The organism is Francisella hispaniensis FSC454 (assembly GCF_001885235.1).
Taxonomy (GTDB): Bacteria; Pseudomonadota; Gammaproteobacteria; order Francisellales; family Francisellaceae; genus Francisella; species Francisella hispaniensis.
Map to the genome: position 1 here is coordinate 1,429,824 of NZ_CP018093.1, position 22,995 is coordinate 1,452,818.

Sequence of the window (22,995 nt, forward strand, 5' to 3'; positions counted from 1 at the left end):
CCAACCTAGCTTGTTGGAAATAACTATGTATCATGTTGGTATCACTGGACCTTTTATTTTTTCAGTCATGTTTCTCTTAGGTATAATTGCCGAAAGTATGACTGGTGTTATATCATCATCTCGTAGAAATATGGATGCTTTTGGAGTTGTTGCAATTGCACTTACAACAGCTTTAGGGGGCGGTGTTGTAAGAGATGTTCTATTAGGTAATCTACCAGTAACTATTATACTTCATCCTCATTATATTGTAATATGTCTATTTTTCTCAATTATCGCTATTTTCACGCAAAAATATATTAATAAGTTTTATAAGGTATTTTTGATTCTCGACTCTATTGGTCTAATCGCTTTTGCCTATATTGGTAGTAGTATAGCTCATCAAATTTGTACACAAGTTTTTCATATGCAATTTCTAAGTGTCTTAATAGTTGGTATTGTTATCGCTATACTTAATGGTGTTGCTGGTGGAATAATGCGCGATATGATCTGTAATGATATCCCAGTTGCCTTTAAAGCTGAATTATATGCATCTGTCGCAGCAATAGTTGGTGCAATGAATATTATATTTATATATTTAAATATAAATTTGTATATAAGTGCAACACTAATAATAGGCATTGGTTTAACAGTAAGGATTATGTCAATAATTTATAAGTGGAAGTTGCCAATTATCTAATAATATAGAATATAAATACTAGAAATCCTAATAACTAAAAATTTTGAAGTTTTAAATACCGCTATGAAAACGAAACTCATTATCAGGAGATAATATAAGCTCTTTTTCTAGTTCCCCTATTCTTGCTATATGGTTTCCAATATCTACTGATGAATATTTTTCTGCAAAGTGAAGATATATTGTAAAATGCCTCTTTTCAGATTCTAAAAGACCATTATAGAATTTTTGTAATTTCTCATCTAAAAATGGTGCGATTTTTGCGAATCTTTCGCAAGAACGTGCCTCAATATAAGCACCAATTATCAAAGCATCTATAAAACGTCCTTCTTTGTCTGTTCTAGCAGCCTTAATTAATTGACTAGCATATCTTGAAGCAGTTATAGCTCTATATTCTATATCACGTTTTTTTAGGATACGCATTACCTGTTCAAAATGAACCAATTCTTCTCTAGCTATCTTTGACATTCTAGTAATTAAATCATACTTATCTGGATGCTTATAAATATATGCCATTGCAGAAGATGCTGCTTTCATTTCACAATGTGCATGATCTATGAGCATCAGCTCAATATTTGCTAAAGCCTTCTGTATCCATTGCTTAGGAGTTTCACATAATAGAAAATTTTCGATAGTTGCAAAATTTGCATACTGTTGTTTTGTCATGCTTTAGAAAATATTTTTTGTGGTAATTATAAAATAATATAGTTGATTTATTCTATTTAAAATACAATAAGAGTAGAATTATCTTTAGATAAAAGATATTTTTGATTTTAAAATTCTATGAGTAATATAAATATTTCTAATAAACGTGTTGCTAAAGGTGAAGTTCTTTATCATATTGCACTGAGTGAAGAAATGATAAATAGTGCAACAATTGCCATTCTTCCAGGAGATCCTAAAAGATCGGAATACCTAGCAAAAATATTAGATACTGATGCTATTTTCTTAGCATCTAACCGAGAATATACCTCATATCTGGCAAAAGCTGCCAATCAAAATGTTATTGTAATATCAACAGGTATGGGTGGGCCATCAGTAGCAATATGTATAGAAGAGTTAGCAATGATTGGCGTTAAGAAATTCATACGAGTAGGTACATGTGGAGCAATTCAAGAAAATATTGAAATTGGTGACTTAATTTTAAGTACAGCGTCTGTAAGATTAGATGGAACCTCATATCACTATGCTCCAATTGAATACCCTGCTGTCGCAAGCTTCAGGCTTAACACTTCTTTATATCACTCAGCTCAAACACTTAATAAAAAAATCCACTGTGGCATAACTGGATCATCAGATACTTTCTACCCAGGGCAAGATAGAAAAGATAATTATAGTGGCTATATTAGAAGACATTTCATAAATTCTCTCGATGAATGGCGTAAATTAAATGTCCTTAATTTTGAAATGGAATCATCGGCATTATTTACGGTATGTGCCACATTTGGTCTCGAGGCAAGCTGTCTATGCACAGTACTTGCTAAAAGAACTACCTCTGAATATATCGATAAAAGTAAATACGATGAAGGTATGTACAATATTATGATGATAATCAAACATTCTATTGAAAATAGTTTTTTCAGCTAAATAAAAGGTATAAATAAAGAATGACTCAAAGACAAGATCAACAGTTAATTGAACATGCAAAAGAAGCTTTTAATAATGCATATGCACCATTTTCTGGATTTAGAGTTGGGGTTGCCTTACTTATGAAGGATGGTAATATTATCAATAGTGCAAATATTGAAACTTCAATTCTAGGCTTATCTGTTTGTGCAGAAAGAAATGCTATATTTTATGCTTACAGTCAAGGTTACCGTAAAGATGATATCGTTAAGATTGCGGTAGTTGCTGATACAGAAAAAGCAATTTCACCATGTGGCGCATGCCGACAGATAATGTCAGAACACCTTAATCTTGACTGCCCAATTATTTTAACTAATATGAGTGATACTGATAGATTAGATACTAATACAAAAGAACTACTACCATATATATTCTCTTTATAAAGAATAATTCTTAGATAATATAAATATTCAAAAGATTAGTAAATTGGATTATTTAATTTATTATGGGTATTGTGTTTTTGTAGAAAAGTTATTTTGAAATTGTACAGGATTCGAACTTTACTATAAAACCATTGATACATAAGGGTTTAAAAAATTAAAATTAAACTCAATGTACTCCCCAATGTACGCTACTGACTAAAAAGGGGTATGTTTTTGACATTTTTACGATTGCTGCAGCAATTATATTTTTTTCTTTTTTTATAAGATTATAAAACCTAATGGCAAAATAGCGGTAATTAGATATCTTTTCTAGGGTATTTGTCAAGGTCGCCTAGTAGTCCAGTTGCTAGTCTTCCTTGTATTAAATCATATTCCTCTTGATAGTCTATTTGTAATCCTGCTTTTCTCTTATCCCACTGTTTGAGCTTAGCGACTGTATTAATAGCCTGTATCTTTTCAGCCATAGTACTATCATCACTATCTATAATCTCATCTAGTTTATCTAAATACTTTTGCCTAGTGTTAAAAGCTCCTAATATTTCCCTTTTTTGGATAGTTTCTATAAACTCTGCTACTTTTTCATGTTTGAGTAATTTGCTAGCCTCGTTATATATTGTTTGCTCTTTCATGTTTTCAGTATCATAAGCTTGTATATAGGCTTCCGTGATATGTCCGCTTTGTAGATAGTATTTGCAAAACTCTAATTGTTTAGCTGTTAAATTCGACTTCATTATTCATTACCCCCACTGTCTACTATATAAAGCTTTACTTTTTTACCTGTTGCATGACTTAGATTTTTTATATTTATAATGCAATCCTTAGCAGACTGTTTACTGAAAGATGAAAACCTATCATTAAACAATTTTATTGACTCATCTAATAAATTATTTGCCAGCTCTATTTTCTTTTCTTCTGTCATACTTCCACCTACAAAAAGTTAATTAAGTTTCTATTGAATTTATAGATTAATGATTTAACTATTACGCTATAGCCTACTCCATGTTGACTAGCTGTGTTTTTAAGTTGCTGCAATTCGTTTTCATCAAGTCTTAATGTTATTGGTATAGTTTTGGTTTTAAAGTCTATATTATAGTTTTCCTCTCTCATCTTATTATACCTACTTCTTGTTCTACTATTTCGCCATTAACTACCTTGTATCTCTCACCTGTTCTTTTATCACCAAAGACAAAGCTAGTATCACTAGTTCTTACAATATATTTTGTTTTAGGTTTACCAAACCAATTATATAAAGCGATTGGTTGAGTCTCTGCATTAGTAGGCAATTCAAAACCACACTCCCAAGCTATCTCCCTCATATTTCTCACTAAAAAGCCTCCATACAATCAAATAATTTAATAAGTCTTTGTTTAAGCTCTGATTTCTTAATACTGTTATCTTGATACTCTCTATCTGCTACATCTCCAAGCTCAAAAAATAAGCCAAGTAATAAATCTAAATCTTTACTTAGAATATTTAATAAATGGATAGTTATTATTTCTTTCTGTTCTGCTGTTCCATCGGTTAATATATACTCCAAGCCATTTTGATATAAAGTTTCATATATCTCATCTATTGAATTATTAATTAACGGTATAGGCTCTTGTTTAGATACATCATCAAAACTAAGTATTTTAGTCATGTATTACCCTTTATTTTGTATGACAGATAGCATTAAATGTATTGTAAAATGTCTATCAATTGACTCTATATGTAATTATATAACGGAATGAATTAAGTTAATTTTAGAGCCTTTAGATACTGGTCTAGTGAAGTATAATTTGATGATGGTATATTTACTAAATTAAGCTAATGATATTGAATAGTTTAAGTGGTTTTTATTTAACATCTCTTGCAATGCTAACTCTACTAGTAGTCTTTTAGACTGCCCTAAAGCTTGAGCAATCTTGATAGCTTTATCTACACTTACAGACTTTCTATTATTCTCTACATCACATAGATATTGTTTAGATACGCCTAATTTTTTAGCTAATTCCACTTGTGTTAAATCTTCACATTTACGAATTGCCGCGATAGTTTCCCCAAACGTAGGCTTACCACCTAGCACATCATCTAATATATTTAAAGCTTCCTTACTCATAATGAACCCCTTAATATTTGTGTTTATTAACTTCTATAACCTCAATATAGCTTAATTCTATATCTCCATTATCATATTGTTTATAAATAGCTCTGTAGGCTTTGTTTAATCTTACTGAGCGTTGTCCTTTTCTATTTCCTTGTAATGGCTCATCATGATAGCCTTTTAACTTTCTAGTATTTACTAAGCCAATCTTATTTACTGTAGCTATCCAAGTTCTAAGATTAATTATTATATGCTTTGGTAAACTTTTAATGTCTTTGATAGCTTTGTTAGTTATTACTACTTTTTTAGTATTCATAAGATTAGTAATATTTGTCTATGATTATATAGTACTCTTTTAATGTGTACTTTGTCAATAAATAAGAATTATTATTCACCAGTAATCAAAACCCTGAGCCAAGTATTAGCCTTTAGAGTACCAGCATTAATCTTTTGATGTTCTAAAGGCGTATCATTATAAGCCTGTAAATACAATTCCTTATATTGCTTTAAAAGCTCGTACTGTTTAGCCTTTGGCTTCCATTTAAGTAAGTGTTCTATCCAGGGGATATTTTTAGGCGGTAATTGAATATCTGATAAATAACTTTCAATAGTAAATCTTTTAAAATACTCATCTTTATCTTGTGGTAGTTGCTGCAGCAATTTTTTTGCTTCACCTTTTGGGGTGAATACCGGTTTAATCTCTCTAATATCTTGTAGTTGTATTTTCTCTTTTGGTTTAGTTAAACTCTCTGTCTTATATTCTTCTAAAATTGTTATATCAAATAGCATTTTTATATCTCCATATTATCCAACTGGTATAAATATCGACTGGTTTAACTGGTATAGCCTCAAAGCATTGCTACATAAGGCTTTCAAGCCTGTTGACTCCCCAACTGATATCCAACTGGTCAACTGGTCAAATAGTTTTAATCAGTTCATCAGTCGCTTATCAGTCGACTATCCAACGGGTCTGTATCTATTGGTATATAAGGGTTTGAGCCTTAACCAGTTAAATCAGTCGGGTTTTTAGTCAGTTGAGATTATTCCATCAATCTATATCGTGTATATCTATCTCTTTTTTTAGGTGAAATTTCCAAAATATGGTTATGCTCTTTGAGTAAATTTAAGCTCTCTATTGTCAAAGACATTGGTCTATCATTTCGCAAACTTGAATAACGGTCTTTTATTGAGCTAGCTGTAAAACCATCTTTAAATTTATCTAGTGGTTTAGATAATATTTCTTTAGCATGTTTAACTACTAAATCAATCTCATCATCATAAAGATATTTTGCGGTCTCATATAGATAATTCATAAATTTAACTACTTTTTCCAATGTATCTATATCTATAAACTCTTCATCTTTTTTATCTATGACATGAAATATTAAAGAGATTTTGTACATAGTTTCGCCAAACTTATTTAGATACCTTTTCATAGGTGTATCTTCTGCAAAGTTTCTAACCTCTGCATCGTACCATTCAAACCATCTATTTAAAAAATCATCTGCTTTAGCTGTATATCTATATTTCTTAGGCTCACCTTTGACTAATTCGCCATTAATAACCCTATCTAGCAAAGGAATATCAAATAGCTCATCTATAAGGTCTTTATATACATTCTGTAGCTTTTCATCTAACTTTGGCTTTTTATGGGTTCTAGCACTATCTTCTACTACTGATAATAGTTGAAACCTTGCTAGTAGCCCCTCATTATCCTTAACTTGATTTAAATATTTTTCTAAATTACTAGTTTGGATATCAGCTAATATTGATATTGATACTTTATCGACATTAATAGTACCCCTACCAAGTGTTAGGCTCTTGTCAAACTCGCCATCATAAGCCTTTAAAAACATTCCTTGTTTAGTAGCATTTTCTTTACTAGATAATGTTTGTAGCATCTTATAAAACTCTACACCACATAACAAAATACCATTTGGACAATCTTTGGCTATCTTGTCTATAATTGCCTGCGGGGTGAAGTCTGTATATATAATCTCATTAGCTATTGGTCTATATGGCTTACTATTTTCAACCTCTTTAATAAGTTGTTTCTTATCTTTTATAGCTTCATGATTAGCATCTTTAATATCAGACTTTATAGAGTCTTTTATCTCTTTAATCCTTGCATCTATAACCTCAATATCAAGATTATAATCTGCCAATTTTTCTCTATGCTCTTCTTCTAGCTTTGTATCTAAATCTTTTATTATAGGGGTTATAGTTCTTAAACATGGGCTTTTACCCGCACCACTCTCACCAGTAACTAATCCCCATACATTAGCTGTTACTTCTTTAAAACCTACATCTAACACTACTTTCTTACCAAGTACCCCCGATACTCCAGTCAAAGCAGATATAGCTATAGCACTAGCTGTTAGTTTACCAGCTTCAGCTTGTCCAAAGACATAATCCGATAATCTATCTGGTAGCATTACCTTATCAAATATTGGTATTTGCTTATCCTTTTTTGGTAACTCTCTAGGCTTACCTTTTAGTATTTCTATATTGTCATCTAGCGTTGTTAGCTCTACTACATTACTCATCTTATAAATCCCCTTTAGTAACTAAATAATCATTCCAATCTGATAAACCTTTATCCATCTGCTCAGCTGTTAATGGTGGTGGATTGATATAAATATTTGGAATTGCTGCAGCAACCTCAATAGCTTTTTTCTCTCCTATACCGTGCTTATCTTTATCAGCCCATATATTTAATTCAGCATTAGGATATCTACTATAAAAGCTCTCTATAACATGAATATAGTTATTACAGTTAAATACACATATAACCGATATATCAGCCTTAAAACGCTCTACAAGGCTTAATACACTCATACCAGTAGCAAAACCCTCTACAAAGATAAAACTATCATTAGATGATTTATTTAATATCAGACATGAGCCTTTAGCATGAGCATCTTTATAAAACTTCTTAAAGCCATTTGGATATATACCTTGTAAGCTCTGTATTTGATTATTAAAAGGCTCTACAGTACCAAAGCATGGGATTATCAAAACATCTTTATACAAGCGTATTAATGGATGATTATTTATACCTTTTTTTACTAAGTATGGGTGATCATCATTAGCCAATGGTAATGACTTATAAAAATCAGTTAATTTAGTAGCTAAATCTTTCTTTTGGTTAATCTCCTCTATCTGTCTTTTTTCTATCGCCTCTCTTTGCTTTTTCAACTCTGCAAAGTCTTGTAGCTCATATTTAGGTTTATCATTATCTATATAGGTATACTTCTCACCTGTTACCCAATCACCAAAAACAAAGATATTATTATCAATATTCTTTAACCATAAGTTTTTATTATTATTTTTCTTATTTTTATCACTAAACCTAATCAGTTCCCCAATACCTATGCTATAATTAAAGCTATTAGGCAATGGATAGCCAATAGAGTTAATAAAATCATTAAACTTTGTTATATTCATTGTCTTTTTCCCCTAGAAATATCTAATATTACTTATCTTTTTAGTAGCAATTCCAAGTACTCTCTCTACTGGTATTACTACATCTTTGTAATCTTCACTTATAAACCTACCTATAAGCTCATTTTTAGGGTTTTTGTCTAGTAAGACTATGAAAGTATCATTATATTTATTTTCAACTATAGCGACTCTATTTGGCTTAGCTTCTAAAGTCTTATCAAATATTACAAAGTCGCCTTTGATTAGGTTTTTGTCATGAGCTGAATTACTCATAACATCATTTTTTATTTTGATACCAAATAAGTTTTCTATATTTTGATTGTTTTTAGACATGGCTATATTCCTCTTGGTTGTTTTCTCAAAGTATCGGGGCGGTTGAGACTAGTACCAAGCCTAGCTGTAGGTATTTACCAATAAATTGGCTATTGTATTCCCTACACCTCCCGACAAAACAAAAGAGTTTAGCCGTTATGTGATAGATATATTGATTAACATATCTTAAAAGTGCATAATAAAGCCCGCTACCGATAGATACAGTATTATCTATATCATCATGGCTATTATTACAATTCACTTTATCATAGCTCTTAATAGTGGCTATATCACTACTTGGTATTAGGGTTCTCACGCCCGTTAACAAGTAAGATGATAAAGATTATTTGTATTTTGTCTAGTAGTAATAGTAGCCATAACCTACCCCCTAGCCTGTATCTTTGACTGTATCCAGTCGTTAATCTCAGTTTCTAACCAACCTACACTACTACTAGATAGGTTTAACGGTTTTGGGAATTGACTAGAATTAATCCATCTATAGATAGTACTTTTGCTAGTTCCTGTAAGCTCTACTACTTGGTTTAGTCTTAATATTTTCATATCTCTATATCCTTTTTCTTTAGTTCAATTATTTTATTTTTCTAATTGCTGCAGCAACTAAAGATTAGCACCGTTTAAAAACTGCTGATTTTAAGTAGTTCTAGTTGATACTTGGTAAGAATAATAGATATAAAGTTTGCTTATAGCTTATGACTTATTTTTTATTTTGAATATTTTTAGTCTTAAAATTAGATAATACTTTCTTAAAAGCTTTAATCTCTTGTCCATCTAAGATATTAATAAACTCATATTTATAATTTATGGATAATCTACAAAACTTATGGAAAAAGTACTCTTCTCCTGTTGTATTATTGATAGTTGATAATTTTATGTAATTAGTAAGATTATTTTCTATAAAAGTCGATAAAATATCATTAATGACTTCTTTTTACGACTTTCTATATACTCTCTCTTCACTGCTCTAGTCTGTAAACAATTTATTCCCTCTATAAATTCACTAAATTTATTTAAACCATCAATATAATCAGTTGGCAAACACTCAAACACATACTTATCATAGATACTTTTTAATTTAGAAATATACTCTTTAGCTTTTTTGACATCTTTTTGTCTATTATCATAATTTATTTGAGAGTATGGATTATCTCCTATAGTCATATCATTTATTGTAGGGAGTGTAAAACTCCAATCAATTAATTTAGATTTAAGAGAATATATAAATTTCTTTTTTTTGCTTAAACTACTTATGTTTTCTAAAATTTCATTTATTAATAATTTTAAGCTTTTACATTTGATTTTATTTTTTAATATAGTTCTTTTTTTTGCTCTAGGTATATGTATTTCTAGTTGCTCTTTATAGAAATCTCTATTCATTCAAACCAATACCCCCACAGTATCCCCAAAATATTAAGCATTGCCAAAATACTTGGGCTGTATTCTTTCGGGAGCTACCCTAGACAATGCTAACCTTTTAAAATCTAACTTACTTCCATATTAATAACATTACTATTAGCTTTTACATCATCTATATAATCAGCCAATATATTAATCATCTCTACCCTTTCATTAAAATAGTCATAGGTATTATATGTAGCCTGTACCTTATTTTGGGCTTCATGGGCTAAAACAGTTTCTACAGCTATAAAATTCCATTTCTTTTCATGCTCCAGACTATGGAGTATTGTAGATACTATATGTCTAAAACCATGTGTAACTTGATGGGGTTTACTACCTTTACCATCATAGCCCATTCTTTGAAACGCTTGCGATAATGTACCAATACTTACATGTCCCCCCTTAGTAGACGAAAATACATATTCTTTATTTCCATTTATAGCTTTCATTTCTTTTATTATTTCTACAGCTTGTTTAGATAATGGTTGAGCAAACTCTTTTCTAGTCTTCATTCTCAAAGGTTGGTCTATTAGTATATGTGGTCTAGGCTCGTGCTCTGTTCCATTTAAATACACTTCATTCCATTTCAATTCTGCTACCATAGATGGTCTAAAGCCTAAGTAAGGTAGTATCTGTAATGCCTTAATAGTTTGTATTTGTCCTCTGTAGTTATCTATATCATTTAATAACTGACTAAACCAAGCTCTTTGTCTTATAGGGTCTATATGGGGATATTTTTTATTAGCTTCTGGAGTTAATATCTCCCCTTTCTTTAATCCTGATAACGGGTTTACATCTATATAGCAATTATGAATAGCATAACTATATAAACCACTTATAATATCGTATATTTTGCTTTGCTTAGATGGATTTTCTTTAAATCTTTTAAGAAAGTCTATTATCTCTTTTGGTTTTATCTTGTTTATGTATCTGTTTTTAAAAACTGGTTTTATATCTTTCTCATAGTATCCCATCTTTTTCTTTGGAGTCTGACCAGTCCATGATTTAATTTCTATCTTATGCTGAATAAATTTGGTAGCAATACTATTAAGTAAAAGCTCGTCTTTATCTTTTTGGCTATCTCTATATACCTTCGGGTCTTCTCCGTTGGCTATTAACTCTTTGTACTGGATTGCTAATTTTCTAGCATTCTGTAAAGTTAATGCCGGATAGCTACCAATTCCCATAAATGAGCCGTTATATCTAAACTGCCATGACTTAGTACCAACACCTTTATTTACTTTTAGATATAAGTTATTACCGTCACCCTCTCGATAATCTTTATCTTTAGGTTTTAAGCTATTTATTTTAGATACTGTAAGTTTACCAGCCATATTATATACCTATAATTTACATTTTCTAAATATATTATAGCTAGGATACAGTTTAGGATACACTTTTTTGTAGGTTTTAGTGAAGATTTATGATACGCCTTGAGACAACAAATATTCTCAAAGTATTGGAAATATTAGCTTTATGATACTGAATGATACTGCATGAAATATATAAATGGTGCCCGGGGCCGGACTCGAACCGGCACGGAGGTTAAGCTCCGAGGGATTTTAAGTCCCTTGTGTCTACCAATTTCACCACCCGGGCTAGTATGGAGGCTGAGGCCGGAATCGAACCGGCGTCCAAGGCTTTGCAGGCCTCTGCATAACCACTTTGCTACCCAGCCACACATGCAAGAGTGTGGAGCGGGAAACGAGGCTCGAACTCGCGACCCCAACCTTGGCAAGGTTGTGCTCTACCACTGAGCTATTCCCGCTTTATAGAGTCATATATTACCTTATTTTGAGTAGTTGTCAATAGTGATACTGCTTTAAATCAACAAGAATTGTATTTTTTCAAAGATTTAGATTATTTATATAAATGTTTTGAGTATTTATTAACATCAAAACTAATTTTGAATATATTTTGAATATTGTTTATGAGCTTAACATTAGGGTTGTTGCTAAGATCGACATTACCATTATTATTGACTGGTTTGTACTTTTTAAGTGTTTTAGCATCAGCAACTAGCATATTCAGTAATGCATTTTCATTAACTGGTTTATTTGCTTTAGCATGAATGGCTATATTTTTAGGATTTTGTAAAAATATAGCAAAAGCTGATAATGTCTGCTGTAATAATTTATCCTGCTGTTGCACTGCAAAAAGTTGTAATAATGCGCCATAAGATCCTAAGATTTGTTGTGGTGTTGTATTTGGATCCCTATTTGTCTGACGAGCTACTTTTTCAAGTAATCCATAGTTAGCAAATTTAACATCGACATTACTTAAACATAACTGGTTAGTACAATCATACAGATTAGTTTGGTTTTGTACATTTGTACCAAGATATGGCAGTAAATTTAGCTTACCATTTACTACTGCATTAGCATTGGCACTTAAGCTAGCCAAACCATCTGCTTTTAGATAAAAGTTAGTATTATAACTAGTACCCTCAAACTGATGCTGTGAAATAATCGTAAAATTAATATTGTTTTTGTCTAAAGCTGAAAATACTTGTGTTATTGGTGAATTTTTAGGGAAAAAGTCTTTTGCAAAATTAAGCTCAATCCGCGAGCTCGAGGTGCTTGACTGTATGTAAGCATTATCTAAAGCATTACTAGAACCAGCAACAATATCATTGATTGTTGAGTTCGCTAAATTAATACCATTAATAACAATATTATATTTAGCATAATTTTGAGAACCTAACTTACTATCAACATTTAACATCAACTTGCCTGGATTTTTACCCAACTGAGCTTTAATGTTTAAAATAGGGGTTTGCTTGTAATCTTTACCAAGGTACTTATTAGTAATATCTCTTAAAACTTCTGAGAAATTAGCATCAAACTCAAGTGTTTTAATCTTAGCACTCATTGATTCATCAAGCAGAGTCGCTAGAAAGTCCGTATTAACATTAGTATTAGATAAATCGATATTATTTAATTGTGCTGCTGCTTTTAGTAATGGCTTGTTATTTATTGTAGAATCAAGATTATAGTTAATTGTACTATTGTTATAATCATAGTTAATTTCTAAATTATAGATAGTTTGTCCTAAACTATTCATAGCAATGCTAAATAATCCTTGATTATCAGCTAACTGTTTAGGATCTATTTCTGCACTGACTAGGTTACTATTAGCCACCGCAGCTGCTAAATTAGCTATACTTAAACCTTCCACTTTGATAGTAAAATTATTTTTGATTGTTTGATTTGCATGTAAGCCTTTGAAGATAAGTTTATTTATAGTTAGATTTGGATTTTTTGAGTCGCTGCTCATTATGAGAATATTTGACGCTACAACACTACCTTTATCAGCTTGATCAATTTTTCCTATAGTTATCTGTGTTTGATATGGGAATAGAGAATCAAGATTACTTTTAAGTGTGCTTTTAATATTATCTTGCTGTTGGCTACTTAACTGCTGAGTATTAGTAGTTGGTGCAGCATATAAGTTGCCTATAGCAAGTGTAGCAGTACATAGTGATGTTAATAAGAATATTTTTTGTAAACGCATCTTATAGCCTCTTTTTTTAATTTATTTTTTCTAATTTTAAAAACTCTAGGTCTTTTTTACGCAATGAAAATGAGCCACAATTAGTTTCAAAAGCAATTGGTCCACCTAAGATTGATTTGTTTGTTACAATCATTTGCTGACCTTCAATCACACCCATTGCGATTATCTTATCTTTGAATGCGGCTGGACAATTTGTATGAAAGCCTCTAACAATAAATTTATCATTTTTGTTATAAGTCATAATAAAACCCTATATATTTACATAACTATTAATTATAATCTTTTCTAGTATAACATTAACATATTAAACACTTACCAAGTTTAATAAATTTATTGAAAAAAATAAAACTTATGAAAGATCTATCAAGACTTGATATTCCAAAAAAAACAGCCAAAGATAGCTTACAAGAGCCACAAAAGCCAAAAAACTCTAAGAAAAAAAAGATTTTGATAGCTCTGATTGTATGTCTTTTATTTGTAGCTGTAGTATCTAAACTTATAAATAAACACTTAAAAAAGATAAAAGCTGAACAAGAAAAAGCTAAAATAGAGCTACAAGCAGAAAAAACTCAAATATCAAAATCTCCAGATAATAAAAAAAATAATCAAACAGCTGATTTAAGCACTAAAGAAAATACTTCGAATGATAAAATGGTATTTACATTTTACAATAATCTCAAACATGATAGTGTAGAAGTAGATGTAGTTCCAGAAGCGCAAAGAGCGCAATACAAATACACTTATATTTATCAAATTGCCTCTTTCAGAAATATGGATGAAACTACTTGGTATGTCAAAAAAATGAAAGAAGACGGGCTTAATCCTCAATTTGAACGCGTAGGCAACTGGATTAGAATGTACATAGGCCCTTATGATAGTAAGCGTGCAATGGCTCCAGATATCATCAAGCTACAAAGAATCGGACTAAATGGCGGTTTCCCTCGTGAGATCAGTCGTACTAAAATAGAACCTAAAGATACTAACAAAGATTCTAATTCTAAAACCTCTAACAAAGATTCAAGTGATAGTAATTCAAAAAACTAATAATAGAGTCTAATTTAGACAATTTTAATAGTTCAACTTAGTAAATCGAGGCTATTTAAGAAAAATATCAATCCCTTAACTAAAAATTATTTTTTAATTGTCTTAATTTAACAAACATTTCTCGACCCAAACTATAATCAGGCAAGGCTTTTAAAAGTGCTCTATCTGACATCGCTCTGATAAAAATATTTAATTTGGCTTCTTCTGCTAAATTAACTATTGGTTTATCTTCAGCTGCTAATTCAGCAACTTGATTTCTATAATAATTAAAATAGCTATCATCAGCAACGATACTTAATGCAAAATCGAGATTACCAAGCCAATAATCATGGGCAGGATATGGCTTAATATCACCATCTAACTTAGTAATTTTGACTAATGAGTCATATAATTGATTTATATCTGCTGATTCTGCTTGAATACCACCTACTCCAGCGTTAAATAATGTATCACCACAGAAAAGAGCTCGCTCTCGCTCAAATAGAAAGCACACATGATCATCTATATGACCAGGCGTATACATAACCCTAAAATTAGTAAAACCAAGATTTATAAAACTTCCATCCTTGACATAAATATCTGGCTTGAATAAGTCATTTTCACTATATGCATAAACTTTAGCATTTGGATATAAGGCTGATAATTTTTTGACCCCAGCAATGTGATCACCATGCTTATGTGTAATCAAAATAGCCTCAAGCTGTAATTTATTTTGTGCAATAAATTCAGCGAAAATATCAGACTTTAGAGGATCTATAACAATAGCATGGGTTTTATCATATAAGAGATACTGATAGTTTCTTAAGCTATTATTTAAAAACCATCTTTTAATTTGCATAGTGATAACCTCGCTAGTTATTGGCGTAAACCAATCTTGCCACTGATAAATCCAATCCTGCTACTTCGCCATTTTTTATAAAGAATTTACATAGAATATGAGAGTATTTTTCTAATTCCGCAACAGATAACAAGTCCTTAAGATATCTCTCAATATAATCATAAATCATTTTAAAACAATAATTATCAGATTTAAGCATCGCAAAATCTAATAAAGTAAGGATACTATCATAATCATGATTTGCTCTATCAAGTACCTTATCACAAAGTCTAGCAATTGGCATATTAAAAGCATTAATATAAAGCTTAAGCATTTCTGCAGATATATTTAAATTTGCTAACTGTTTCTTTGCAAACTTCTCTGCACTAACCATTTCACCAAATTTAATCAGTTGTTCCAAATATACTCTACTTAGAACTTTTGTTGTATCAGACTTATTATAAATATCAGCTAGTTTATTAGCGTCTTTTGCAGCTGTTAAAGCCAAAATTATAAGATTTTCTTCAAGATCCTCTTTTAGATAAGCATCATACTTTTCTAAAATCTTCAACGCAAAAGCATCATCTCCATCTGCTAAAGCAATATTACCAGCAAGATTGACAATATTAGGCATAAATCTTGGATCATTTTTCTCTAACATTACAGCTATCTTTGTTTGCGCTTCACTAAGCTTTTGCACCAGATAAAGCTTATATACTTCGAAAAACTTGTATGTAATGGTTTTAGAATCAATATGCTTAAGAGCTTTTTCTAGTTCTTTAATATCTTTTGTAGCCGCAATTACATTTAGCTTTCTAAAAAGGATATAGTCTTTTAGATGTCTAGGGGTTAATCTCATGATGTGACCAATACTAAACTTTTTAACCAGCCTATTATTTTCGAGAGTCATGTCTGCAACAAGATCAGTAAATCTCTCGTGCTTATCAACACTAAATAGTCCTATAACCCAGCTAAATAACAAGTATGGAAATTTAAAAGCTGATCTAACGATCCTAATACAAAGAACTAATATAAACAGCAGAATAAAAGCTATAAATACAAACGCAACTAAATTCATTTTGATAGTTTTATCTGCTAATACCAGCATGATATAACCATGATACTTAGTTGCCCATATCCCAACTAAAGTAGCTAAAGCAACAGCTATTATAAGTTTAAAAACTTTTATCATTTTTGACTTCCTTCTGCGCTTATATTAGTTTTATTCAAATTTGGTTGTTGAGCTAGAAGTTGATTTTGTTGTTTTGATAACTGACTAATAAGCTTATCGATACTAGTGTTAAAACTATCAAGATTTTGAGCTTTAATACCTTGTATAGCATTTATAAGTTTTTTAGTATCCTCATTTTGAACAAAATATTTTTTAACAATAGCAACAAGATTATTTTTAGCCTTATCTATAGCTTCTTGATTGTTAATATACATAGCACTTTGCAATGAAATTAAAGATCTATACAGACTATCTGCAACAAACTCTTTAGCATATTTAGTTGCTACTAAAGTTTGATTTTTTGGTATATCTTGAATCTCAACAATAGAGCTTAAAAGCTTCATATACTTATTTTTTGAATCTTGAGACTTAACTGTAGTAGAGATATCTTCTGGTGTTAAATACTCAAGTTTAGCAAACTGCTGCTCAATTGCGATAAACTCTTTGATAATTTCATCTCTTGATGAATATTGCGTTAAAGCACTTTTTATATTTTGACGTTCACTGACACTTACAGTCGCCACTCTACTAGCTTGTATTTTATCAAAGGCATCATCCACTAACTCAGATGCTTTTTGAGAATCTCCATCAAAAATCATCACATCTTTAGCTAAAATCAAATAATTTATAGCTGATTGAATGTTTATCACACTCATTTGCATATACAAATCTTTTGCAGGAGTAGCAATTTGATTATTAATAGTTATCAGTTGTGATTGAAGTGCCTTAACACTCTGTGTTAGCGCATCATTTTGTGCACTTAAGTCATTAGCGATATTCTTTTGCTGATCTTGATTTGATTTGATTGCTTTAAGTTGTTTATCAAAAGCTGTGTATACCTGAAAATTAGTATTAGAATTTTTAGCCTGAGATATTGCGTTAACAAGCACATAACTAGACAGTCCTAATGCAGCTATAGATACTACTAAATTAATCTTAGCAAATACTCCTATCGAAGATTTATTGTCTACTATTGTTGTTTTTTTAGCTGGCTTATCTTGAGTGCTATTTTGTTGCTGGGTGTTTTTTTCTACTGACATCTTTTGCCTCTGTAAATTCTAGTATTCTTTGACAGATATAACTATTATCTAGTTTCTCAAGTTTTAAGGTATTTTTAAAGCCTTGTTGATTAACAAATTTTAGCATCTTTGGGCTTGTTATGGTAATTGTTGCAGCCTTTGGAGTAGTTATTTTTTCAAAAACTCTGCTTAACGATTTAAAAACATCAAGGCTCGTAGCGATAATAATATCCGGTTGATGATGTAAAAAAAGTTTATTATAGGTTTCTACCAACTCATCAAGATCTATAAAAACTCGTGAATATGTCTCAAATTTATGGCACTGTGTTAACTTTGATAACTCTTCAAGTAAAAGATTATTCCCTGCAACACCGGAAATTATTGCGAACTTTTCTGTTGAAATATCACCCTGTAATATAATACTCAAAAGCTCTTGTGAGCCATGACTGAGTGGATATATAGCATCAAATCGATATTTTTTTAGTATAGTAGCAGTACTAGCGCCAACACTATAGATCTTTTTATTTTTAAATAATCCAATCGGATATTGGCTAAACAAGCTTTCAACAGCATATTTACTGGTAAAAACTAAACTTGTATAGTCAAGAACACTCTCAGTAATTTTTTGATAACAAATTTTGATAGTTGGTAAACTTAGCGCTAAAAGACCTTTTGTGCAGAGTTTTTCGGTTAAACTAACAGCATCATCCTGAGGTCGACAAACTAGTATTTTCATTTATTGATTTTGTTTAGCTGTAGCATATATATAATCAAGCATTGATCTTAAGCCATTTGCTCGCGTTGTACTTAAGTTATTGCCAAAACCTATTTGCTTAATAAAATCAGTATTTGAAGCCAGTATTTCTGTAGGAGTAGCATTATTATAAACTCTTAATAGCATTCCTATTAAACCAGAGACTATCAAAGCATCACTTGTAGCTATGAAATTTAGTCTACCTTGATCTATATTACTATCAAACCAAACCTGCGACTGGCAACCTTTTACTAAATTTTCTTCAGTTTTTTTGTTCTCAGGGAATTCTGGTAACTGCTTAGCTAATGAAATAACATAATCATACTTATCTTCCCAATCTTCAAAAAATGATAACTCCTCGACTAATTCTTGCTGTCTTTGAACGACTTGATTTCCCATCACTTTATTAATTTATTAATAGTATTTTTTGATTTAGAATATCTTACCATATACATATAAGTATATAAACTTATTAAAAAGTTAACCTATATGTGCCAAAAAAATACAATTGATATTTGATATAGCCTACTAGGTATAAAAATAGCATATTCTATCATCCCGAACTAGTTTCAGGTTGTAAATAAAATCAATACTTATAGTGAGATACTGAAATAAATTCAGCATGAGATTTTTGTGTGTAATTAGCTATAAATACAATAATCTTTCAAGCAATATTAAAATAATTAGTATTAGAGAGAAAAAGTTATAAAAAATATAAAAACTAGTTGACAGTCTCAAAAATCATCCATATAATACTTCACAAGTTCCCCGATAGCTCAGTCGGTAGAGCAGTTGACTGTTAATCAATTGGTCGGCGGTTCAAGTCCGTCTCGGGGAGCCACAAAATTTCAGAAAAATTTTTCCACAATACTAAAAAGTTTTACTTAGGGCTGTTTGGTAGTTTATATTTTTCTCCTCCTTTCTTATCTCTAAATTTATGAATTCTAAATAGCCCTAAGTGTGCCTATTACTAGCATATAAGAGTTATTTATATATCAATTCAGAAGTTTCAATTTAACTTATGCTATAAACTAGAATATAATCTGATTATCTAAACAAACAATTGGTTTTGATAAGATGATACTATTAATATTCTCAACAACTCTACTTAGCCTAATATTTGCGATAACAAATAAATATAAAATAGCTAAAACGCTGTTTTTTATATCACTAGGATTACTATTAGTGGTATTTATACCTCATACTATTAGATACATAAATATTCAGTTATAAGGAGATCAATATGAAAAAAGATATTTTAGATTTTTTTGACTCTTTAGCTATTATTGGCATCTGTATAATCTTAGCTATGGCTTTTTACTATCAGCTATTTCTTCAAGAATTACCTTGCGCCCTATGTGTATTTCAGCGAATGGCTTTAAGTTTATTAGCTTTTGGCTTGTTACTAAACCTAACTCACGGCAATAATTATAAGCATTATCTGCTTATAATTTTAGTTGCTTTATTAAATGCAGCTATGGCAATTACTCAGATACTTTTGCATATTGTTCCAGGCACTGGCAATTATGGTGAGGCAGTATTTTCATTACATATGTATACTTGGAATTTCATTGTAAGTATTATTTTCATCTTGTACGCTGCTATTTGCGGCTTAATCACCCCAAATGAAAATAAAAAGAAAAAACTAAGTATCTTAGCAAAACTAGCTATAATCCTAATCTTAATTCTAACATTAGCAAATACATTAAACGTATTTGTTGAATGTGGTCCACATTTATGTCCATCTGATCCAAATAGTTATTGGCTCTTTAGCCACTAAAATAATCATAAAATAATATTGACAAGCAAATTAATAAGCATATAATTATAAGTCCTTAAGATAATTTCTATCTTAGTACTGCAAATTATTTTAGTAATTGTTTAGAAGCTACAATTACTAGTTATAAAAATGACTCTAGGTAGTACTCCTTAGTTTTTTCATATCTCCTTAACTTCCTTCTACCTAGAGTCAATTTTTATATTTTATAAATTATTTTTTGCTATAATTTAGCTCATATTTTTATTTTTAGATTTATAGATCTTATGAAAGCAACACAAACTCTAATTGCTACAACAAAAGAACTTCCAAAAGAAGCCGTTTTAATTAGTCATCAATATATGCTCAAAGCTGGTCTTATCAAAAAACTAGCTTCTGGTATTTATACATGGATGCCACTAGGTCTAAAGGTACTCCAGAAAATCCAAGATATAGTGCGCGATGAGATGAACAAAGCTGGGGCAAGCGAGTTACTCTTACCAAGTATACTGCCTTCAGAGCTTTTACAAGAGACTCATCGCTGGGATAAATTTGGTCCAGAGCTTTTAAAATTACGTGATAGACATAATAGAGATTTCTGTTATGGTCCAACACATGAAGAACCAATTGTTGATATGGCTAGAGATACTATCAAAAGCTACAAACAATTACCTTTAAATCTTTATCAAATTCAAACTAAATTTAGAGATGAGATTCGTCCTCGCTTTGGTGTAATGCGTGCACGTGAATTTATTATGAAAGATGCTTATTCATTTCATGAAAATAGTCAATGTTTACGCAATACTTATAATATTATGTACACAACCTACTGCAACATCCTTGATAAAATAGGCTTAGCTTATCGCCCTGTTAAAGCTGATACTGGAGCTATAGGTGGTGATAATAGTCATGAGTTTCAGGTATTAGCAAACGCTGGTGAAGATATTATTTGCTATAGTAATGGTTCTGACTATGCTGCAAATATTGAGTTAGCTACTTATGCTAAGCCTGATCTAAGCAAAAGAGTAGTTTCTCAAAATTTAATTACAAAAATCCATACGCCTAATATTAAAACGATTGATAAACTTTGTAATCAAATGAATTTTGATATCAAACAGACAATTAAAACTATGATTATCAAGGATGCTAAAAACAACTTCTTTGCTTTAGTTATTCGTGGTGATCATGAATTAAACGAAACCAAGATTAATAAGCTTGAGCAAATTGTTGCACCATATACGTTAGCGACTAAAGAAGAGATTTTCTCACTATTTAATGCAAATCCTGGTTCACTTGGTATATATAACTGCCCTATTAGTATAATTGCTGACTACAGTGCGGTTGCAATTACTGATCTAGTTTGTGGCGCTAATCAAGATGATTATCACTTTACAAATGTAAACTGGGATAGAGATGTAACTAACTATCAAGTTGCTGATATTAGAAATGTAGTAACTGGTGATATCTCCCCTGATGGTAAAGGAACTCTAGAGCTTACAAATGGTATCGAGGTTGGTCATATTTTTGAGCTTGAAGATGTTTACTCAAAACCAATGAATGCAAATATAATCGGTCAAGATGGTAAATCTAAACCTATGCTTATGGGTTGTTATGGTTTCGGTGTATCACGTGTGATGGCAGCAGCAATCGAGCAATCTCATGATCAGAATGGAATTATATGGCCAGAAGCTATCGCCCCATACCAAGTTGCTATCCTGCCAATCAACTACAATAAATCAGATAAGGTTAAAGAAGTAGCAGATAAACTTTATCAAGATTTGCTTACAAATGGTATCGATGTACTTTTAGATGATAGAGGTGCTAGACCTGGTGTGATGTTTGCTGATGCTGATTTAATTGGATATTCTCATCATGTAGTAATTGGTGATAGGCTACTTGAGCAAGGACTGATTGAATATAAGAATCGCAAAACTCAAGAAAAACAAGAAATAACAGTTACAGAATTGATTAAGATTCTAAAATAAATCTTTCTATAATTTTCTTGTAGTTTATAAAGCTTCGAATATATTTTAAATACTAACGAATTTCGAATAATATTATTATTTTTATGTTTTAAAACATAATTTGCAATAGGTAAAGAAAAGTTAGATAAAGTTTACAACCACGCCATTTTTAGAAGAATAACAAACCAATTGTGTATTTTTTCTAAACAATGGTTTAGAAGAGACTATCTTTTATAGAATAGAATTAATGATACAATCATTACATAACTTACTACAATTCAACGATTAAGGAATAAAGTTATGAGTAATTTTGAATACAAAGTACATATTTCACTTCCAATGAAAAATAAAAAAGAGACTAAAGAGTTTTATACTAAACTAGGTTTTAATGTATTAGATTTTTCACCTTCTGAACTAATGGTTAATTTTTTTGAACAGCAAATAGCATTTCATGAATTAGGACCTTCGGGGATACTTAAATCTCCTAGTATTATAGCTAAAACTCCTAAAAATGATGATATTGCTATTCCATCTGCTCACTTTGGAGCTTTTATTACTGCTAAAGATTATCATGAAATGTTGAATAAACTAGAAAAAATGGATGTAAAGATAATATTTGGTCCAAATGTCTATAGTCAAAAAGATGGAATAGAGGAATATATGACATTTTTTGAAGATTGTAATGGTATTCCACTTGAGATTAAAGCAAGTAGTAATGATAAATATCCTATCGATAAAATCGCAGAATGGAGTCATACTAATACTCATTCATACAACAAATAGCTTTATAATAATTATCTACTCTATCAACTTGTAAATTATTAACTTAATTTATATTTATATCTTCATATTGACCTGGAATCATTAGAGAGCTTGATTTTTATTATTATAGTTAATAATTAGTCTATTGAGTGTAATTTTAAAGCATCAATACCATACAAAAAATCAACAATAGTACTT

29 protein-coding genes and 4 tRNA genes are annotated in these 22,995 nt (G+C 30.6%); 8 read left to right on the top strand and 25 right to left on the bottom strand.

The window, feature by feature from the left end; translation table 11 throughout:
* The first annotated feature begins 25 nt into the window (after positions 1-25).
* Positions 26-676 carry a trimeric intracellular cation channel family protein gene (locus tag FSC454_RS07045; RefSeq protein ID WP_014547914.1) on the top strand — a complete coding sequence of 217 codons (651 nt, stop codon included), beginning with the start codon at positions 26-28 and terminating at the stop codon, positions 674-676.
* A gap of 51 nt (positions 677-727) precedes the next feature.
* Here the strand turns inward: FSC454_RS07045 and FSC454_RS07050 are convergent, their stop codons facing one another.
* The gene (locus FSC454_RS07050) at positions 728-1,339 is read right to left on the bottom strand and encodes a MiaE family protein (RefSeq protein WP_066047094.1); all 612 of its coding nucleotides are present in this window, start codon (positions 1,337-1,339) and stop codon (positions 728-730) included.
* Positions 1,340-1,456: 117 nt separating this feature from the next.
* Here FSC454_RS07050 and udp point away from each other — a divergent pair, with 117 nt between their 5' ends.
* On the top strand, positions 1,457-2,260 hold the full coding sequence (udp, locus tag FSC454_RS07055) for a uridine phosphorylase (RefSeq protein WP_066047092.1): 804 nt from the start codon (positions 1,457-1,459) through the stop codon (positions 2,258-2,260).
* A gap of 20 nt (positions 2,261-2,280) precedes the next feature.
* Positions 2,281-2,682: a cytidine deaminase gene (gene cdd / locus FSC454_RS07060; RefSeq protein ID WP_066047090.1), complete on the top strand. Its 402-nt coding sequence runs from the start codon at positions 2,281-2,283 to the stop codon at positions 2,680-2,682.
* A gap of 296 nt (positions 2,683-2,978) precedes the next feature.
* On the opposite strand, the gene FSC454_RS07065 is transcribed toward cdd, so the two are convergent.
* The 19 genes from FSC454_RS07065 to FSC454_RS07155 all read right to left on the bottom strand — a co-directional run bounded on the left by FSC454_RS07065 (position 2,979) and on the right by FSC454_RS07155 (position 13,691).
* Positions 2,979-3,413, bottom strand: a complete 435-nt coding sequence (locus FSC454_RS07065) for a terminase small subunit (protein WP_071794819.1) — start codon at positions 3,411-3,413, stop codon at positions 2,979-2,981.
* A complete protein-coding gene (locus tag FSC454_RS07070; protein ID WP_066047088.1) occupies positions 3,413-3,601 on the bottom strand; it encodes a hypothetical protein in 189 nt (62 codons plus the stop codon). The genes FSC454_RS07065 and FSC454_RS07070 overlap by 1 nt, the downstream gene beginning before the upstream one ends.
* Positions 3,602-3,609: 8 nt before the next feature.
* Positions 3,610-3,789, bottom strand: a complete 180-nt coding sequence (locus FSC454_RS07075) for a CopG family antitoxin (protein ID WP_066047085.1) — start codon at positions 3,787-3,789, stop codon at positions 3,610-3,612.
* Entirely contained in the window at positions 3,786-3,998 is a 213-nt protein-coding gene (locus FSC454_RS07080; protein ID WP_003040801.1) for a hypothetical protein, read from the bottom strand. The genes FSC454_RS07075 and FSC454_RS07080 overlap by 4 nt, the downstream gene beginning before the upstream one ends.
* A gap of 8 nt (positions 3,999-4,006) precedes the next feature.
* The gene (locus FSC454_RS07085; RefSeq protein ID WP_066047082.1) at positions 4,007-4,321 is read right to left on the bottom strand and encodes a hypothetical protein; all 315 of its coding nucleotides are present in this window, start codon (positions 4,319-4,321) and stop codon (positions 4,007-4,009) included.
* A gap of 162 nt (positions 4,322-4,483) precedes the next feature.
* The gene (locus tag FSC454_RS07090) at positions 4,484-4,780 is read right to left on the bottom strand and encodes a helix-turn-helix transcriptional regulator (protein WP_066047079.1); all 297 of its coding nucleotides are present in this window, start codon (positions 4,778-4,780) and stop codon (positions 4,484-4,486) included.
* Positions 4,781-4,790: 10 nt separating this feature from the next.
* Positions 4,791-5,081, bottom strand: coding sequence for a type II toxin-antitoxin system mRNA interferase toxin, RelE/StbE family (locus FSC454_RS07095; protein WP_066047077.1), 291 nt, complete (start codon positions 5,079-5,081; stop codon positions 4,791-4,793).
* Between the two features lie 71 nt (positions 5,082-5,152).
* Positions 5,153-5,554 carry a hypothetical protein gene (locus FSC454_RS07100; protein WP_071794820.1) on the bottom strand — a complete coding sequence of 134 codons (402 nt, stop codon included), beginning with the start codon at positions 5,552-5,554 and terminating at the stop codon, positions 5,153-5,155.
* A 251-nt stretch (positions 5,555-5,805) separates the two neighbouring features.
* A complete protein-coding gene (locus FSC454_RS07105) occupies positions 5,806-7,311 on the bottom strand; it encodes a DUF3987 domain-containing protein (RefSeq protein WP_066046233.1) in 1,506 nt (501 codons plus the stop codon).
* A gap of 1 nt (position 7,312) precedes the next feature.
* Positions 7,313-8,212, bottom strand: coding sequence for a primase/helicase family protein (locus FSC454_RS07110; RefSeq protein ID WP_066046433.1), 900 nt, complete (start codon positions 8,210-8,212; stop codon positions 7,313-7,315).
* 12 nt (positions 8,213-8,224) lie between these two features.
* Entirely contained in the window at positions 8,225-8,542 is a 318-nt protein-coding gene (locus FSC454_RS07115; RefSeq protein WP_066046432.1) for a hypothetical protein, read from the bottom strand.
* Between the two features lie 360 nt (positions 8,543-8,902).
* The gene (locus FSC454_RS07120) at positions 8,903-9,082 is read right to left on the bottom strand and encodes a helix-turn-helix transcriptional regulator (protein WP_066046430.1); all 180 of its coding nucleotides are present in this window, start codon (positions 9,080-9,082) and stop codon (positions 8,903-8,905) included.
* A 351-nt stretch (positions 9,083-9,433) separates the two neighbouring features.
* Entirely contained in the window at positions 9,434-9,916 is a 483-nt protein-coding gene (locus tag FSC454_RS07125; protein WP_071794821.1) for a hypothetical protein, read from the bottom strand.
* A gap of 104 nt (positions 9,917-10,020) precedes the next feature.
* Complete coding sequence (locus FSC454_RS07130; protein ID WP_066047371.1) at positions 10,021-11,271, bottom strand: tyrosine-type recombinase/integrase; 1,251 nt, start codon at positions 11,269-11,271, stop codon at positions 10,021-10,023.
* Positions 11,272-11,447: 176 nt separating this feature from the next.
* Positions 11,448-11,536 (bottom strand) — tRNA-Leu (locus FSC454_RS07135).
* 5 nt (positions 11,537-11,541) lie between these two features.
* Positions 11,542-11,615: transfer RNA gene (locus FSC454_RS07140), tRNA-Cys, on the bottom strand.
* 15 nt (positions 11,616-11,630) lie between these two features.
* A tRNA-Gly gene (locus FSC454_RS07145) sits at positions 11,631-11,705 on the bottom strand.
* Positions 11,706-11,797: 92 nt separating this feature from the next.
* Complete coding sequence (locus FSC454_RS07150; protein ID WP_066047368.1) at positions 11,798-13,450, bottom strand: hypothetical protein; 1,653 nt, start codon at positions 13,448-13,450, stop codon at positions 11,798-11,800.
* A 16-nt stretch (positions 13,451-13,466) separates the two neighbouring features.
* Entirely contained in the window at positions 13,467-13,691 is a 225-nt protein-coding gene (locus tag FSC454_RS07155; protein ID WP_066047365.1) for a FeoA domain-containing protein, read from the bottom strand.
* A gap of 110 nt (positions 13,692-13,801) precedes the next feature.
* Here FSC454_RS07155 and FSC454_RS07160 point away from each other — a divergent pair, with 110 nt between their 5' ends.
* Positions 13,802-14,494 (top strand): SPOR domain-containing protein, encoded by a 693-nt coding sequence (locus tag FSC454_RS07160; RefSeq protein ID WP_066047362.1) that lies wholly within the window; start codon positions 13,802-13,804, stop codon positions 14,492-14,494.
* Positions 14,495-14,573: 79 nt separating this feature from the next.
* Here FSC454_RS07160 and FSC454_RS07165 read toward each other — a convergent pair whose 3' ends face one another.
* The 5 genes from FSC454_RS07165 to FSC454_RS07185 are packed head-to-tail and all read right to left on the bottom strand — an operon-like array spanning position 14,574 to position 18,714.
* On the bottom strand, positions 14,574-15,332 hold the full coding sequence (locus FSC454_RS07165) for a hydroxyacylglutathione hydrolase (protein ID WP_066047360.1): 759 nt from the start codon (positions 15,330-15,332) through the stop codon (positions 14,574-14,576).
* A 13-nt stretch (positions 15,333-15,345) separates the two neighbouring features.
* Positions 15,346-16,503 (bottom strand): hypothetical protein, encoded by a 1,158-nt coding sequence (locus FSC454_RS07170; protein ID WP_066047358.1) that lies wholly within the window; start codon positions 16,501-16,503, stop codon positions 15,346-15,348.
* Positions 16,500-17,582 (bottom strand): hypothetical protein, encoded by a 1,083-nt coding sequence (locus FSC454_RS07175; RefSeq protein ID WP_066047356.1) that lies wholly within the window; start codon positions 17,580-17,582, stop codon positions 16,500-16,502. The genes FSC454_RS07170 and FSC454_RS07175 overlap by 4 nt, the downstream gene beginning before the upstream one ends.
* Entirely contained in the window at positions 17,548-18,297 is a 750-nt protein-coding gene (locus FSC454_RS07180; protein WP_066047354.1) for a uroporphyrinogen-III synthase, read from the bottom strand. Before FSC454_RS07180 ends, FSC454_RS07175 begins: the two co-directional genes overlap by 35 nt.
* Positions 18,298-18,714, bottom strand: coding sequence for a SufE family protein (locus tag FSC454_RS07185; protein ID WP_014548721.1), 417 nt, complete (start codon positions 18,712-18,714; stop codon positions 18,298-18,300). It lies immediately after the preceding gene.
* 366 nt (positions 18,715-19,080) lie between these two features.
* On the opposite strand from FSC454_RS07185, the gene FSC454_RS07190 reads away from it, so the two are divergent.
* The 4 genes from FSC454_RS07190 (at position 19,081) to FSC454_RS07205 (ending at position 22,818) form a co-directional block, all read left to right on the top strand.
* Positions 19,081-19,156 (top strand) — tRNA-Asn (locus FSC454_RS07190).
* A gap of 402 nt (positions 19,157-19,558) precedes the next feature.
* Positions 19,559-20,095 carry a disulfide bond formation protein B gene (locus tag FSC454_RS07195; RefSeq protein WP_066047351.1) on the top strand — a complete coding sequence of 179 codons (537 nt, stop codon included), beginning with the start codon at positions 19,559-19,561 and terminating at the stop codon, positions 20,093-20,095.
* Between the two features lie 263 nt (positions 20,096-20,358).
* Positions 20,359-22,056: a proline--tRNA ligase gene (locus FSC454_RS07200; protein ID WP_066047346.1), complete on the top strand. Its 1,698-nt coding sequence runs from the start codon at positions 20,359-20,361 to the stop codon at positions 22,054-22,056.
* A 279-nt stretch (positions 22,057-22,335) separates the two neighbouring features.
* Positions 22,336-22,818 carry a VOC family protein gene (locus FSC454_RS07205; RefSeq protein ID WP_066047343.1) on the top strand — a complete coding sequence of 161 codons (483 nt, stop codon included), beginning with the start codon at positions 22,336-22,338 and terminating at the stop codon, positions 22,816-22,818.
* The last annotated feature ends 177 nt before the right edge of the window (positions 22,819-22,995 follow it).

Excerpts from the sequence above, each read along its gene's own strand:
- FSC454_RS07045 (WP_014547914.1), top strand. The coding sequence starts at position 26 with ATGTATCATGTTGGTATCACTGGACCTTTTATTTTTTCAGTCATGTTT.
- FSC454_RS07050 (WP_066047094.1), bottom strand. The coding sequence starts at position 1,339 with ATGACAAAACAACAGTATGCAAATTTTGCAACTATCGAAAATTTTCTA.
- udp (WP_066047092.1), top strand. The coding sequence starts at position 1,457 with ATGAGTAATATAAATATTTCTAATAAACGTGTTGCTAAAGGTGAAGTT.
- cdd (WP_066047090.1), top strand. The coding sequence starts at position 2,281 with ATGACTCAAAGACAAGATCAACAGTTAATTGAACATGCAAAAGAAGCT.
- FSC454_RS07065 (WP_071794819.1), bottom strand. The coding sequence starts at position 3,413 with ATGAAGTCGAATTTAACAGCTAAACAATTAGAGTTTTGCAAATACTAT.
- FSC454_RS07070 (WP_066047088.1), bottom strand. The coding sequence starts at position 3,601 with ATGACAGAAGAAAAGAAAATAGAGCTGGCAAATAATTTATTAGATGAG.
- FSC454_RS07075 (WP_066047085.1), bottom strand. The coding sequence starts at position 3,789 with ATGAGAGAGGAAAACTATAATATAGACTTTAAAACCAAAACTATACCA.
- FSC454_RS07080 (WP_003040801.1), bottom strand. The coding sequence starts at position 3,998 with ATGAGGGAGATAGCTTGGGAGTGTGGTTTTGAATTGCCTACTAATGCA.
- FSC454_RS07085 (WP_066047082.1), bottom strand. The coding sequence starts at position 4,321 with ATGACTAAAATACTTAGTTTTGATGATGTATCTAAACAAGAGCCTATA.
- FSC454_RS07090 (WP_066047079.1), bottom strand. The coding sequence starts at position 4,780 with ATGAGTAAGGAAGCTTTAAATATATTAGATGATGTGCTAGGTGGTAAG.
- FSC454_RS07095 (WP_066047077.1), bottom strand. The coding sequence starts at position 5,081 with ATGAATACTAAAAAAGTAGTAATAACTAACAAAGCTATCAAAGACATT.
- FSC454_RS07100 (WP_071794820.1), bottom strand. The coding sequence starts at position 5,554 with ATGCTATTTGATATAACAATTTTAGAAGAATATAAGACAGAGAGTTTA.
- FSC454_RS07105 (WP_066046233.1), bottom strand. The coding sequence starts at position 7,311 with ATGAGTAATGTAGTAGAGCTAACAACGCTAGATGACAATATAGAAATA.
- FSC454_RS07110 (WP_066046433.1), bottom strand. The coding sequence starts at position 8,212 with ATGAATATAACAAAGTTTAATGATTTTATTAACTCTATTGGCTATCCA.
- FSC454_RS07115 (WP_066046432.1), bottom strand. The coding sequence starts at position 8,542 with ATGTCTAAAAACAATCAAAATATAGAAAACTTATTTGGTATCAAAATA.
- FSC454_RS07120 (WP_066046430.1), bottom strand. The coding sequence starts at position 9,082 with ATGAAAATATTAAGACTAAACCAAGTAGTAGAGCTTACAGGAACTAGC.
- FSC454_RS07125 (WP_071794821.1), bottom strand. The coding sequence starts at position 9,916 with ATGAATAGAGATTTCTATAAAGAGCAACTAGAAATACATATACCTAGA.
- FSC454_RS07130 (WP_066047371.1), bottom strand. The coding sequence starts at position 11,271 with ATGGCTGGTAAACTTACAGTATCTAAAATAAATAGCTTAAAACCTAAA.
- FSC454_RS07150 (WP_066047368.1), bottom strand. The coding sequence starts at position 13,450 with ATGCGTTTACAAAAAATATTCTTATTAACATCACTATGTACTGCTACA.
- FSC454_RS07155 (WP_066047365.1), bottom strand. The coding sequence starts at position 13,691 with ATGACTTATAACAAAAATGATAAATTTATTGTTAGAGGCTTTCATACA.
- FSC454_RS07160 (WP_066047362.1), top strand. The coding sequence starts at position 13,802 with ATGAAAGATCTATCAAGACTTGATATTCCAAAAAAAACAGCCAAAGAT.
- FSC454_RS07165 (WP_066047360.1), bottom strand. The coding sequence starts at position 15,332 with ATGCAAATTAAAAGATGGTTTTTAAATAATAGCTTAAGAAACTATCAG.
- FSC454_RS07170 (WP_066047358.1), bottom strand. The coding sequence starts at position 16,503 with ATGATAAAAGTTTTTAAACTTATAATAGCTGTTGCTTTAGCTACTTTA.
- FSC454_RS07175 (WP_066047356.1), bottom strand. The coding sequence starts at position 17,582 with ATGTCAGTAGAAAAAAACACCCAGCAACAAAATAGCACTCAAGATAAG.
- FSC454_RS07180 (WP_066047354.1), bottom strand. The coding sequence starts at position 18,297 with ATGAAAATACTAGTTTGTCGACCTCAGGATGATGCTGTTAGTTTAACC.
- FSC454_RS07185 (WP_014548721.1), bottom strand. The coding sequence starts at position 18,714 with ATGGGAAATCAAGTCGTTCAAAGACAGCAAGAATTAGTCGAGGAGTTA.
- FSC454_RS07195 (WP_066047351.1), top strand. The coding sequence starts at position 19,559 with ATGAAAAAAGATATTTTAGATTTTTTTGACTCTTTAGCTATTATTGGC.
- FSC454_RS07200 (WP_066047346.1), top strand. The coding sequence starts at position 20,359 with ATGAAAGCAACACAAACTCTAATTGCTACAACAAAAGAACTTCCAAAA.
- FSC454_RS07205 (WP_066047343.1), top strand. The coding sequence starts at position 22,336 with ATGAGTAATTTTGAATACAAAGTACATATTTCACTTCCAATGAAAAAT.